This window comes from Sandaracinobacteroides hominis, from assembly GCF_016464365.1.
Lineage (GTDB): Bacteria > Pseudomonadota > Alphaproteobacteria > Sphingomonadales > Sphingomonadaceae > Sandaracinobacteroides > Sandaracinobacteroides hominis.
The window spans coordinates 187,361-199,159 of record NZ_JADCUC010000005.1 but is presented as its reverse complement, the minus strand read 5'-3'; the positions used below and the strand labels follow the sequence as shown (position 1 = coordinate 199,159).

Here is an 11,799-nt window from a genome sequence, read left to right as displayed (position 1 = left end):
GTGGGCCCCGCGAAAATCATGTCGGGCTGAACCCGCGATAGTCCGGGCGTGAAAGACCAGCCCTTCCCCAACGTCAAGTGCGGGAAGGCGCTCTCCTGTTTCTTATCGCAGTCGCAGCAATGCGCAGCCAACCCGAACCCGAAGCGTTCGCAAGCGCGACTGTGCGCCCGTGCGCGTGCGCGGAGAGGGCGCGGAGCAGGCGCGGAGCGCCGCAGACAAGTCTCATGCGTTTCCTATGTCGGCGGACAGGAGCCTTATATCGATGCCGGAGGCGGCGAAACCTTCGCGCCAGCGGTCGGCCATCGCGGTTTTCCAGATGAGGGCCATGGTGGCGGGAGTCTGGAACCAGCCGTGCTGGTGGAGTTCGCCCTCCAGCTGTCCACTGCCCCAGCCGGAATAGCCGACGGCGGCAATCCAGTGTCTGGGCCCCTCCCCCCTGGCGATGGCTTCGAGCACGTCGCGGGTGCCGGTAAGCGCCCAGCGGCCTGCCACATGGCTGGTATCGTCGCCGCTCCAGTCCGGGGAATGCAGAACAAAGCCGCGATCGGTCTGTACCGGGCCGCCCAGCAGGACCGGGATTTCCGCCGTTTCGCCCGGATCGATCTTCAGCTGCCGCATCAGTTCCGGAACAGTGAGGCCTTCGGCCCGTTGGTGCAGGCATAATCCGAAAGCGCCGCCTGCATCATGCGCGCAAATGGCGATCACGCTGTTTTCAAAGCGTGGGTCGCCGATGCCGGGCATTGCCAGCAGGAACTGGCCCGAAAGGGAAATCGGCTGGTTCATTTCCGAGGCCAATAGGACGAAGCCACTGTCATGAACAGGCGGTAGACGGGATGGGATTGGGGCATTAACGCCGTTTATCGAGTTGGTTTAGCACGTTGAGGGAGATCAGAGATGACGATCAAGGTTGGCGATAGCGTTCCGCACGCAGTTCTGACGAAGATGACCGAGAACGGCCCTGCCCCGGTCGACACGAACGAGCTGTTTGGCGGCCGCACCGTGGCGCTGTTTGCGGTGCCGGGCGCCTTTACCCCCACCTGCTCGGCGAAGCACCTGCCGGGCTTTATCGAGAAGGCGGACGAGATCGGCGGCAAGGGCATCGACGAGATCGTCTGCCTGAGCGTGAACGACGCCTTTGTGATGGGCGCCTGGGCCAAGGCTTCGGGGGCCGAGGGCAAGATCACCATGCTGGCCGACGGCAATGGCGACTTCGCCAAGGCGCTGGGGCTGACGATGGACGGTTCGCGTTTCGGCATGGGAACGCGGGCGCAGCGCTTTTCGATGCTGGTGAAGGACGGCAAGGTTACCGAGCTGAACGTCGAGGAGCCGGGTGCGTTCAAGGTTTCGTCGGCCGAGCATCTGCTGAGCCAGCTGTAAGGGGGCGCAGCCATGGACTTCGAATATTTCGACGGCGGCCAGCGCTGCCTGGGCGTGCTGGAGCTGCCCGATCCAGCGAAGTTTCCGGGCAAGCGCCCCGGGGTTGTGGCGGTGCACGAGGCCTGGGGCCTGGGCGCACAGGTGCAGCGGCGGGTAAAGATGCTGGCCGAGCTGGGCTATATCGCGCTGGCGGCTGACATCTTTGGCGACCGGCTGATCCCCGCCGATCCGCCGGAGGCGTTCAAGATCATCGGCGATCTGGCGGCGGACGCGCCGAAGCTGCGCGGGCGCGTGGCGGCGGCGGTGACGGCGCTGAAGGGACACGAAGCCTGTGACGGGCGGATTGCCGCCATTGGTTACTGCTTTGGCGGGCGGACCGTGCTGGAACTGGCGCGCAGCGGCAATCCGGATGTGCTGGGGGTGGTAAGCTTCCATGGCGCGCTGGATACGCCCGCCCCGGCGCAGGCGGGCGTGGTGACGGCAAAGATCCTGGTGTGCCATGGCGCTGAGGACGAGCTGGTTCCGCATGCGCATCTTATGGCCTTCCTGGACGAGATGGCAGCGGCGAAGGCCGATTGCCAGACCATCGCCTACACGGGTGCGAAGCACAGCTTCACCAACCCGGAGGCGAAGGGCCAGCTGATGCCGACCATCATATATGAGGAGAACACGGATCGCCGCTCCTGGGCGGCGATGCGGGTGCATCTGGACGAAGTGTTCGGTTGAAACCGGAGGGCCGCGCCGCGCGCGGCCCCTCCCTGTCAGGACATGAACCCGCGAACGGGAGGCATTTTGACGCGGTTTTCAGCCCCGAGGCGGGTTACCAAGCGCAGACCGGCTACCTGCAGGTAGCTGGCAAGCGCAGCGAGCGCTGGATCGGCGCTGAAGACCGCGCCTTCGGTGGCTCAGGCAGGCGAGAGCCGGTGACGAGGCAAGCCAAAAGAATTTCATCGCTCCTGAAGTGGCGAGCGGGGTTTTGGGGTCAGTTGCCGACCCGCGTCCAGACTTCGCTGCGGCAGCCCGAGTTGCGCACCAGGCAGCCGCGCACGGTGATGCTGGTGGCGCTGTCCATGGTGAGGGTGCCGTTGAAGCGGCGGTTGATGTCGGGGACGAAGACCCGGCCGTTGAACGTGTTGGCGCCGGTGCGGCTGAAATCCTCGAACAGCTGCATGCCGACAAGGTTGGGGTGACCGCCCCGCGCGGCGTCGGCCTTGGCGCGCTCGCTGGCCCAGGCGACCTTGCCGCAGATGTTGGCGCCGCATTTGGAGATGCGCAGGCGGGTGTTGCCGCCGGGGCTTTGCCAGACGCCCGACGGGGTCATCTGCTTGGCTGCGAGGACTGGCGATGCCGCCAGCAGAGCTGCCGCGAGAAAGGTGAGCCGCATATCCTGAATCTTCCCTTGTTGCCCGGCTTCATAGACTGAGGCGGAGGCCTTAATCCCGCAAGAGTTCGTTGACGCCGGTCTTGGCGCGGGTGCGGGCATCGACGCGCTTGACGATGACGGCGCAGGCGAGGTTGGGGCCTGGGGTGCCGTCTGGCAGCGGCTTCCCCGGAAGCGTGCCGGGCACCACGACGGCATAGGGCGGCACTTCGCCGATGAAGACCTCGCCGGTGGCGCGGTCGACGATCTTGGTGGAGGCGCCGAGGAAGACGCCCATCGAGAGGACGGCGCCTTCACGGACGATGACGCCCTCTGCCACTTCGGAACGGGCGCCGATAAAGGCGCCGTCCTCGATGATGACCGGGCCCGCCTGCAGCGGCTCCAGCACGCCGCCAATGCCGGCCCCGCCGGAAATATGGACGTTGGAACCGATCTGCGCACAGCTGCCGACGGTCGCCCAGGTATCGACCATCGTACCCTCGCCCACATAGGCGCCGATGTTGACGAAGCTGGGCATGAGAACGACGCCGGGGGCAATGAAGGCGCCGCGCCGGGCTATTGCTCCCGGGACCATGCGGAAGCCGGCTTCGGCAAAGCGGTTCTGGCCCCAGCCGGCGGTCTTCTGCGGCACCTTGTCGAAGGCAGGGGCGCCGGCGCCCTCTGCCACGCTGTTGCCGTTGAGGCGGAAGCTGAGGAGGACCGCCTTTTTCAGCCACTGGTTGACCTGCCAGAAGCCGTCCGGCTGGCGTTCGGCGACGCGGACGGCGCCTGAATCGAGGCCGGCGATTGCGGCTTCGACGGCGGCTGCAGCGGTGCTGTCGGCGGGCGAGAGCGTGTCGCGCTGGTCCCAGGCGGCTTCGATGGCGGCCTGCGTTGCGGCCCAGTCGATCTGGATTGCAGTCATGCGGTCAGTTCCTCCAGCCAATCGGTCAGATCGGTCATTTCAAAATCGATGAAGTCGGGGTGATGGCCATGGTCGCCGCGCTCGGAACCGTTGTTGACCCAGGCGGTCGCCATGCCGAGTGCGTGCGCCGGCTTCAGATTGTGGGCCATGTCGTCGACGAAGAAGGCGCGGGCGGGATCGATGCCGTGCGCGGCGCAGACGCCGGCATAGGCGCGCGGATCGGGCTTTGGGTTGTAGTCCATCGCATGGACGTCGTGGATGGCCTCGAAACAGTCGAGGATGCCGACGGCGGACAGGACGCGTTCGGCATAGGGGCGGTCGCCGTTGGTGAAGACGATGCGGCGGCCCGGGAGTTTCCGGAGGGCGGCGCGGAGCCTTTCATCCCGGTCCAGAACGGATGTGTCGATATCATGCACGTCGGCGAGAAAGCTGTATGGATCGACATTGTGACTGAGCATCAACCCCTTCAGCGTCGTTCCATGTTCGTGGAAATACCCCTTCTGCACGGCGCGGGCCTCCTCTCGGCCGAGGCCGAGGAGCTTGCCGACGAAGGCCTCCATCCGGCGGTCGATCTGCGCGAACAGGTTGGCGCGCGCCGGATAGAGCGTGTTGTCCATGTCGAACAGCCAGCAATCGACTGCGGCAAGGCGCCCCGGCAGCGTGGCGCCGGGCTTTGGAGATATGTTGCCGGAGGCTGCGGGATGCTGCATGCGCCGCCCATAGACGAGGATGCAGGTTTGAGGCCAGATGTGGCGATGAGCGATACTGTCGATTGGCCGAAGGGCGGCTTGCGGATGCTGCTGCTGGCTGGCGGCGCGCTATGCCTGCAGGCCTGTGGTGGAGGTGGCGGCCCGGGGCCGGCGACCGTTTCTTCGGTTCCGCCGCCGGTCGTGACGCCGACGCCCACGCCAACCATAGTCTATGATACCGCCGAATATCGGCGTTCCGATGCGGCGGTGTCGTCCAGGGCGATCGCGGCCTGGCAGGCGGGGGCGAGCGGAGCCGGGGTGACGGTCGCCTTCATCGACAGCGGCGTTGACCTCACCAATGTGGAGTTTGCAGGCCGGATTTCCACGCTGAGCCGGGATGTGACGAGCGCCGGGCGCAGTGCACAGGACTCCTCTGGCCATGGAACCGCCGTGGTTGGCGTGGCGGCTGCCGGGCGCAACGATTCGGGTACGATGGGGATCGCCTGGGGCGCGACCATCGCCATGTTCCGTGCTGACAGCGGCAATTGCGCGGACGGCTGCAATTTTTCCGATTCGGCGATTGCGGCCGGGCTGGACGCGGCGGTGAGCGCTGGCGCCCGAGTGGTGAACATCTCGCTGGGCGGGTCAAACGGCAATACCCAGCTGCGCAACGCCTTTGCGCGGGCGGCGGCTGCCGGCACGATCCTTGTCGTTTCGGCGGGCAACGACGCCGGCGCGCAGGTGGACCCATTGCCGCTGGCGGCGCTGGCATCGGGCGGCGCGGCAGCGGTGATCGTGGCAGGTTCTTCGAACGCGCAGGGTGCGATCAGCGATTTCACCAACCGGGCGGGGACGGCGCAGAACAATTATCTGCTGGCGCTGGGCGAGGATGTGCGCAGCTTCAACCACCAGGGGCAGGCCTATTATTATTCGGGCTCCAGCTTTTCCGCGCCAGCCGTCACCGGGGCGGTGGCTTTGCTGGCGCAGGCCTTTCCGAATCTGACGTCTGGCCGGATCGTGGAGATCCTGCTGCGGACGGCCGATGATGTGGGGGCGAGCGGCACGGATGCGGTGACCGGCCGTGGGCTGCTGAATATCGAACGGGCGATGCAGCCGATCGGGCAGACGAGCCTGGCTGGAACCGCCATCGCCGTGCCGACGGGTGCCAGCGGCTCGCTGGGCTCGGCGATGGGCGACGGACTTTCCACCGGCAGTGGCATGCGGGGCGTGCCGATCACCGACGGCTATGGTCGTGCCTATACGCTGGAGCTTGGCGGCACGATGCGCAGCGCCGCGACCGGCAGGCTTGCCGGGCGGTTGCAGGCTGCCGGGCTGGAAACGGCAGCGACGGGAAGCAGGGCTGGCGGCCTTTACGCAGCGATGGAACTGCGCGCCACACCGTTCCGCGACGAGCCCGGGCAGGACAGTTTCCGCAATTCGGATACGGGCGTCGCGCATCTGGGCTTTGCCCAGCGAGGCGTGGATGCCAATGCGGGCGCCCGCAACCCCTTGCGCGAGACCCGCCTTTCGTTGCGCAGCGGGGCGATGGGTTTGACGGCGGCGACGGGCAGGCTGGCGACGGAAAGCCTGCCAGGCTCGGCGTCCGCCGGATTTGTCGCCGATGATGGGCTTTCGCCCGACGAAGCCACCGGGACGGACGGACGGCAGATGCTGATGGTCGACAGCCGCATCGATACCGGCATCGGGCCGCTGACGCTGGCGTTGGCGGCGAGCAGCCGGAATGTCGCGTTGCCACCGACGTTGGGGCTGATGAAAAGCGCGCGGCAGGACCAGCTGATGCTGGCGGCGAGCTGGGCGGCGGGGCCGGCGTCCGTTGCCGTGCATGCCGCCGACACGACGGACGACGGGGCGCTGCTTGGAACGCGGCTGGACCCGGCCTTCGGGCTGCTGGGCGGGCGGACGCAGGCCTTGGGGGGATCTTTCGAGCTGGGTGCGGGGGGCTTTGGATTGCGGCTGGCGGGGACGCAGGGCTGGGTTTCGCCCCGCCTGGCCGCCGCCGGGCTTCTGCGGGCCGATGGCCTGCTGGTGACGCGCAGCTGGTCTGCGACGGCGCGGGCGCCGGTGCAGGGCGGGCAGCTGAGTTTCAGGTTGGCGCAGCCGCTGGCGGTTACCTCGGGGCGGTTCCTGTTGGCGAACGGCACGCCATTGTCGGCGGCGGTGACGGCAACAGAGACGGCGGCGGAGGTCGGCTTTGACCGGGGGGACTTCTCTCTGGCCGCCTTTCACCGGCAGGACGCCGGAAATATCCGCGGGCGCACCGACACCGGCACGGCTGTCACCTTCCGCACGCGCTTTTAGCGTCTCGGCTTGCCGCAGGGGTTGCGGCGCCGCATAGCGGATCGATGCCCGCCACCGCCCTCCTGCGTTCGCACTGGACGATGCTGGCGCCCGTTGCAGGGGCGCTGGCGATCGGGCTTGTGCATCTGGCAGGCAGTGTCCACGGTCTGTTGGCGATACCGGTTCTCGCCCTGCTGATCCTTGTGGTGTTTGCCTCGGTTGAACATGCCGAGGCGCTGGCCGGGCGGTTGGGGCCGGCCCTGGGCGGGCTGTTGCTGGCGGTATCGGTGACGGTCATCGAACTCTCGCTCATCCTGTCGATCCTGCTGCATGGCGGATCGGAAACGAGCATGGTGGCGCGCGACGCCGTGTTCGCCTCGATCATGCTGACGACCACCGGGATTACCGGGCTGGCGCTGCTGATTGCCGGAGCCCGCTTTGGCGATGCCGCCTTTCAGCCGCGCGGCGCAGGATCGCTGCTTTCCGTGCTGACCGTGCTGTCGGTGCTGGTGCTGATCGTTCCCAATTACACGCTGGCCGAGGGACCGGCCTACAGCAGCGTGCAGCTGATATTTGTCGCCGTGGTTTCGCTGACGCTCTATGCTGTGCTGGTTTTCACACAGACGGTGCGCCACCGCGAGCTGTTCCTCGCGGAAGAAGGCGATTTGCCCGAGCGGCCCTTGCGCCACCCTGTGTGGGTGTCCGCGCTGCTGCTGATCGCCTGCCTGACGGTGGTGGCGCTACTGGCCGATACGCTGGCGCCGGCGATGCATGCGGTGGTGGTGGCGACCGGTGCGCCGTTCGAGGTCGCCGGGGTGATGATCGCCGTGCTGGTGCTGTTGCCGGAAGCGCTGGTGGCCCTGAAGGCAGCGTATCGGAACAAGCTGCAGGTGAGCATCAACGTAGCGCTCGGCTCGGCGTTGGCTTCGATAGGGCTCACCATTCCGGCAGCCGCCTTTGTCGCGCCGCTCCTGGGTGAGGAGCTGATCCTCGGAATTTCAACCGAGCAATCGGTACTGCTGGCGCTGGCGCTGATTTCCGGCACGCAGACGCTGGTGAGTGGACGGGCGACAATTTTGCAGGGCGCCGTGCACCTCACCCTGTGTGCCGCCTATCTGTTTCTCGCATTCCGCCCATGAGGCTTGCGCCCGCGCGGCCGGCGGTCGAATATCGGCGTTTCCGGTCGCCACAAGGAAGAATGTTCATGCGCCCTCTGCTGCTTGCCCTCGCCCTCCTCTCTTCCGCCGCGCATGCCGGCCCCAACCCTGCCGCCGAGGCGCAGGCGCTGGAGCTGGCGAAGAAGGCGATTGCGATCAGATCGGTGAACGTGCCGGGCGGCAGGACGGCCGATGTGGCGAAACTGTTCCAGGATGCGCTGGTGGCGGGCGGGTTCGCCGCATCCGACATCGAGATCGTGCCGGTGGACAACACCGCCTATATGATCGCGCGCTGGCCCGGTTCTGATCCGAAACTGAAGCCGCTGGTAATTTCCGGGCATATCGATGTGGTGGAGGCGAAGCCCTCCGACTGGCAGCGCGACCCGTTCACACCGGTGGTGGAGAATGGCTATCTGTTCGGCCGCGGCGCCTCTGACATGAAGAGCGATGCGGCGCTGGCGGTGGCGACGCTGATCGACCTGAAGAGGACCGGCTACAAGCCGAAGCGGACCATCATCCTGGAATTCTCGGGCGACGAGGAAACCACGATGAAGACCAGCAGCATCATTGCCGAGCGGCTGAAGGATGCCGAACTGGTGCTGAATGTCGATGGCGGTGGCGGCCGTTTCTCCGCCGACAACAAGCCGCAGTATATGACCTGGCAGGGTGCAGAGAAGACCTATGCCGATTTCGAGCTTACCGTCACCAATCCGGGCGGTCACAGCTCGGCGCCTTCGCCGGAGAACGCCATCGCCCAGCTTTCCGCGGCGCTGGCGCGCATCGGCGCCTATCGTTTCAAGCCGGAGCTGAACGACATCACCCGCGATTCCTTCGTGAAGGCGGCGGGGTTCGAGCGCGATGCGAAGACGGCGGCGGCCATGCGGGCCTTTGCGAAGAACCCGGCCGATGCGCAGGCGATTGCGGTGCTGCAGGCGAACCCCAGCTATGTGGGGCAGATCGGCACGACCTGCGTGCCGACAATGGTGAACGGCGGCCATGCGCTGAACGCGCTGCCGCAAAAGGCGACCGCCAACATCAACTGCCGCATCTTCCCCGGACATTCGCCCGCCTCGATCCTGGCCGAGCTGGAAAAGGTGGCGGCAGAGCCGGCGGTGAAGTTTGCCGATGTGACGGAGGGCAGCGTGCCGAACGACGCCTCTCCGCTGCGGCCGGACCTGGTGAAGGCGGTGGAAAATGCGCTGGGCAAGGCATGGCCGGGCGTGCCGGTGTTTGCGTCGCAATCCTCGGGCGCGAGCGACAGCATGTGGTTCCGCTATCACAAAGTGCCGAGCTATGGGGTTAGCCCCCTGTTTTCGAAAGACAATGACAGCTTTGCGCACGGGCTGAACGAGCGGGTGCAGCTGGTGAACTTCGCGCCGGCGATCGTCTATTACCGGTCGCTGTTCACCGAATTGTCCAAGTGATCAGAGCCAGATTTTGAGGCGGAGCCAGCGGACGGCTGGTTCCAGCAGCTGCCAGGCGAGCGGGCGCCAGCCGGTGCGGATGCGGCCTGTCCCCTCCATGCCGGGGCGCAGCGTGTCTGCTTCGGCGTCCAGGCTGGCGATGACGCGGAAGACGTTGCCGGTGCGGGTGACTTCGGCGACCGGGTAGATGCGGCTGACGCGGGCCGACTCGCGCGAGAAGGGGCGGGCGGAGAGCGCCAGCGAGACCGTGTCGCCCAGTCTCACGCGACCGATGTCGCGGTCGGAAACCATCAGCTCGGCGCGCATGCCCGTGCCTGCCGACACGGTGAACAACTGCTCGCCGCGGCTGACGGTGGCGCCCAGCCGCTGCTTCAGGTCGGAGCCGCCTACGGTGCCCGCCATCGAGGCGCGGACCTCGCCCTCGGCAATGCGGCCTTCGAGCGCGGAGAGATTGGCCTGCACCTGCGCCATGCGCAGCTCGGCGAGGCGCGCAGCGTCGCTGTCGCCCTCGTCGCGGGCGCGGCCTTGCTCGACGGCGGCAGCCTGCAATTGGGCGCTGGCTTCGTCGCGCTCCCGTTCGAGCGCGTGGGTGTCGAGGAGGAGCAAGAGCTGACCTGCCGTGACCCGGTCGCCCGGCTCAACCTCGACGCGGTCTATGCGGGCGGAAAGCGGGGCGGTGACGATGCGCTTTACCTGCGGTTCGATGCTGAGCGGGGCGGAGACGGCGGCCGGAAACGGCAGGAGCAGGAAGGCCGCAACGAGACCGGCGGCGAGCTGGCGGGCGAGGCGGGGGCGGCGTTCGGGCTGGATAGCTGCGGGCCAGGGCAGCCTCTGCGCCAGCGTATCGAAGCGGTCGGATAACCTCGGGCGGCTCTGGCGGGCGATGGCGACTGCACCCGCGAGCGACAGCGCGCCGGCGAGTTCGGCCTCTTCGACGCTGCCCCAGAGGATTGCCACCAGCCCGTCGCCGCCGGACAGGCGGGCAAGGCCGATGCAGGTTTCGCCGGCGGTCAACGCTTCGAAACCCGGCAGGCCGGAGCCTGGCCCTCGTACGGCGACGGGCATGTCAACGACTTCGCCGAGCGCGAGCGCGATCTGGGCTTCGGCGGATGGGGGCAGCTTGTCGCCGGCGGCTGTATCCCAGGGCGAGACGATCTTGAGCCCGCGCACCAGCCCGGCGGCGACCCGGCCGGCCCCGAGGCGGGATTGCAGCGCAGTTGCCAGCAGCTTTGCGGTCTCGGACGGATTGGCAGCGGCCGCGCGGATCAGCTGCCCGGCGAATTCGGCGCCGGGATCGGACTTTCCGCCGGCGACCAGCAGGCGGGAGAGGGCGCCACTGAGCTCGAGCCTCTCCTGTGCGAAGGCGATGGTAAGCGGCGTAGCCTGCGCGAGGCGGTGCAGGGCGATCACCACGCCGTTTCCGGCGCGTCCCAGCGGGGCGGCGAAGGCTACGTCGCCCGCCCCGCCCTGCATGTGGATCGCGCCGTCGCGGGCGGCGTCGCGGGCGAGGGCGGCCTCCCCGGCTGTCGGCTGGGTGTTGCCCTCCAGCGCCCGGACTTCGGTGCCCTCCACCAGCAGCAGGCGGCTGGATACGGCGTTCAGCAGATCGCCCTGCAGCTTGCACAGATGTGCGGCGAGCGTTCCGGGCGGTGCGTGCACGACCTCGTCCAGCGCTGCGCGCAGCGGCGTCGGGGCATTGCCGGCGGGGCGGGAGCGGGCACTCATCTGGGGGCCACTATTACCCGCGCCTCCAGCCCGGAGGGAATGGGGTTGCTCCGATTGTCGATGGTGAGGACGGCGCGGACCATCCCCGCCTCGATCACCGGATCGACATAGGTGAGCACGGCATCGCGGACCACGTCGAACGGGGCGCCGAAGCGGACGGGGTAGCGGGCGCCGACCTTGAGCTGGCGATAGGCGCGGACCGGGACATAGGCCTCTGCGCGGAGCGTGCCGATATCGACGACGGTGGCGACCGAATCCGACTTGCGCACGGTGGAGCCGGTGCGGGCGCTGAGGCGGGTGACGCGGCCGTTGAAGGGGGCGCGGACGATGTAGGAATCCAGCACGGTCTGCTCGAGCCCGAGCCGCTTGCCTTCGATGGACTGCCTGTCTTGCGCCATGCGGAGGTCTGCCTGCGCCTGCGCAGCGGCGGCGGTGGCCTGGCGTACTTCCCAATCGGTGGCCGCGCCCTTGGCTGCGGCTGCCTTGACGCTGGAGAGTCGGGCGTTTGCTTCCTGCGCGCGAACGCTGGCCGAGCGCGCCTCTGCGCTGGAGCCGGCTGCCTGCGCCGCAAGCGACACGCGGGCGCGTTGTTCGCGGTCATCGAGCTTCAGGATGATGGTGCCGGCCTTGACCTGCGCGCCTTCGGCGACGCCGACGGAAATCACCCGCCCGTCTGCCCCTGCCTTCAGCACCGCGGTCCGTTCAGCCGTGAAGACCGCCGGCACGGCGAGCGGGCCGGCAGCCGGGCGGGTGGCAATGGTCTTTGCGGGCGCTGGCTTTGGCGGCGTCTGCGCCGTGGCGGGCGCGATCATGAACAGCGCAAGGGGAATCAGCAAACGCATAC

At 67.6% G+C, this 11,799-nt stretch carries 11 protein-coding genes; 5 read left to right on the top strand and 6 right to left on the bottom strand.

The features are described from left to right. Positions 1-222 precede the first annotated feature (222 nt). The gene (locus IM784_RS12130; RefSeq protein WP_199555599.1) at positions 223-783 is read right to left on the bottom strand and encodes a YqgE/AlgH family protein; all 561 of its coding nucleotides are present in this window, start codon (positions 781-783) and stop codon (positions 223-225) included. Between the two features lie 111 nt (positions 784-894). Here IM784_RS12130 and IM784_RS12125 point away from each other — a divergent pair, with 111 nt between their 5' ends. Together IM784_RS12125 and IM784_RS12120 are read left to right on the top strand one after the other, a co-directional pair. Beyond that, positions 895-1,377: a peroxiredoxin gene (locus IM784_RS12125; protein ID WP_199555598.1), complete on the top strand. Its 483-nt coding sequence runs from the start codon at positions 895-897 to the stop codon at positions 1,375-1,377. A 12-nt stretch (positions 1,378-1,389) separates the two neighbouring features. Next, a complete protein-coding gene (locus IM784_RS12120) occupies positions 1,390-2,103 on the top strand; it encodes a dienelactone hydrolase family protein (RefSeq protein WP_199555597.1) in 714 nt (237 codons plus the stop codon). A 256-nt stretch (positions 2,104-2,359) separates the two neighbouring features. Here IM784_RS12120 and IM784_RS12115 read toward each other — a convergent pair whose 3' ends face one another. The 3 genes from IM784_RS12115 to IM784_RS12105 are packed head-to-tail and all read right to left on the bottom strand — an operon-like array spanning position 2,360 to position 4,279. Further along, entirely contained in the window at positions 2,360-2,761 is a 402-nt protein-coding gene (locus IM784_RS12115; protein ID WP_199555596.1) for a DUF2147 domain-containing protein, read from the bottom strand. Positions 2,762-2,810: 49 nt separating this feature from the next. Continuing rightward, the gene (gene dapD, locus IM784_RS12110) at positions 2,811-3,662 is read right to left on the bottom strand and encodes a 2,3,4,5-tetrahydropyridine-2,6-dicarboxylate N-succinyltransferase (RefSeq protein WP_199555595.1); all 852 of its coding nucleotides are present in this window, start codon (positions 3,660-3,662) and stop codon (positions 2,811-2,813) included. Beyond that, positions 3,659-4,279, bottom strand: a complete 621-nt coding sequence (locus tag IM784_RS12105) for a pyrimidine 5'-nucleotidase (RefSeq protein ID WP_408015295.1) — start codon at positions 4,277-4,279, stop codon at positions 3,659-3,661. Before IM784_RS12105 ends, dapD begins: the two co-directional genes overlap by 4 nt. Before the next feature lie 138 nt (positions 4,280-4,417). Between IM784_RS12105 and IM784_RS12100 the strand changes: the two genes are divergently transcribed. The 3 genes from IM784_RS12100 (at position 4,418) to IM784_RS12090 (ending at position 9,230) form a co-directional block, all read left to right on the top strand. Beyond that, positions 4,418-6,670 (top strand): S8 family peptidase, encoded by a 2,253-nt coding sequence (locus tag IM784_RS12100; RefSeq protein WP_199555594.1) that lies wholly within the window; start codon positions 4,418-4,420, stop codon positions 6,668-6,670. 44 nt (positions 6,671-6,714) lie between these two features. Further along, complete coding sequence (locus IM784_RS12095; protein ID WP_199555592.1) at positions 6,715-7,788, top strand: calcium:proton antiporter; 1,074 nt, start codon at positions 6,715-6,717, stop codon at positions 7,786-7,788. 65 nt (positions 7,789-7,853) lie between these two features. After that, positions 7,854-9,230 carry a M20/M25/M40 family metallo-hydrolase gene (locus tag IM784_RS12090; RefSeq protein ID WP_199555590.1) on the top strand — a complete coding sequence of 459 codons (1,377 nt, stop codon included), beginning with the start codon at positions 7,854-7,856 and terminating at the stop codon, positions 9,228-9,230. On the opposite strand, the gene IM784_RS12085 is transcribed toward IM784_RS12090, so the two are convergent. Both IM784_RS12085 and IM784_RS12080 read right to left on the bottom strand, forming a co-directional pair. Further along, entirely contained in the window at positions 9,231-10,955 is a 1,725-nt protein-coding gene (locus tag IM784_RS12085) for an efflux RND transporter periplasmic adaptor subunit (RefSeq protein WP_199555589.1), read from the bottom strand. Further along, positions 10,952-11,797 carry an efflux RND transporter periplasmic adaptor subunit gene (locus IM784_RS12080; RefSeq protein ID WP_199555587.1) on the bottom strand — a complete coding sequence of 282 codons (846 nt, stop codon included), beginning with the start codon at positions 11,795-11,797 and terminating at the stop codon, positions 10,952-10,954. The genes IM784_RS12085 and IM784_RS12080 overlap by 4 nt, the downstream gene beginning before the upstream one ends. Between the last annotated feature and the right edge of the window lie 2 nt (positions 11,798-11,799).

Excerpts from the sequence above, each read along its gene's own strand:
- dapD (WP_199555595.1), bottom strand. The coding sequence starts at position 3,662 with ATGACTGCAATCCAGATCGACTGGGCCGCAACGCAGGCCGCCATCGAA.
- IM784_RS12090 (WP_199555590.1), top strand. The coding sequence starts at position 7,854 with ATGCGCCCTCTGCTGCTTGCCCTCGCCCTCCTCTCTTCCGCCGCGCAT.
- IM784_RS12080 (WP_199555587.1), bottom strand. The coding sequence starts at position 11,797 with ATGCGTTTGCTGATTCCCCTTGCGCTGTTCATGATCGCGCCCGCCACG.
- IM784_RS12100 (WP_199555594.1), top strand. The coding sequence starts at position 4,418 with ATGAGCGATACTGTCGATTGGCCGAAGGGCGGCTTGCGGATGCTGCTG.
- IM784_RS12125 (WP_199555598.1), top strand. The coding sequence starts at position 895 with ATGACGATCAAGGTTGGCGATAGCGTTCCGCACGCAGTTCTGACGAAG.
- IM784_RS12105 (WP_408015295.1), bottom strand. The coding sequence starts at position 4,279 with ATGGACAACACGCTCTATCCGGCGCGCGCCAACCTGTTCGCGCAGATC.
- IM784_RS12085 (WP_199555589.1), bottom strand. The coding sequence starts at position 10,955 with ATGAGTGCCCGCTCCCGCCCCGCCGGCAATGCCCCGACGCCGCTGCGC.
- IM784_RS12130 (WP_199555599.1), bottom strand. The coding sequence starts at position 783 with ATGAACCAGCCGATTTCCCTTTCGGGCCAGTTCCTGCTGGCAATGCCC.
- IM784_RS12095 (WP_199555592.1), top strand. The coding sequence starts at position 6,715 with ATGCCCGCCACCGCCCTCCTGCGTTCGCACTGGACGATGCTGGCGCCC.
- IM784_RS12115 (WP_199555596.1), bottom strand. The coding sequence starts at position 2,761 with ATGCGGCTCACCTTTCTCGCGGCAGCTCTGCTGGCGGCATCGCCAGTC.
- IM784_RS12120 (WP_199555597.1), top strand. The coding sequence starts at position 1,390 with ATGGACTTCGAATATTTCGACGGCGGCCAGCGCTGCCTGGGCGTGCTG.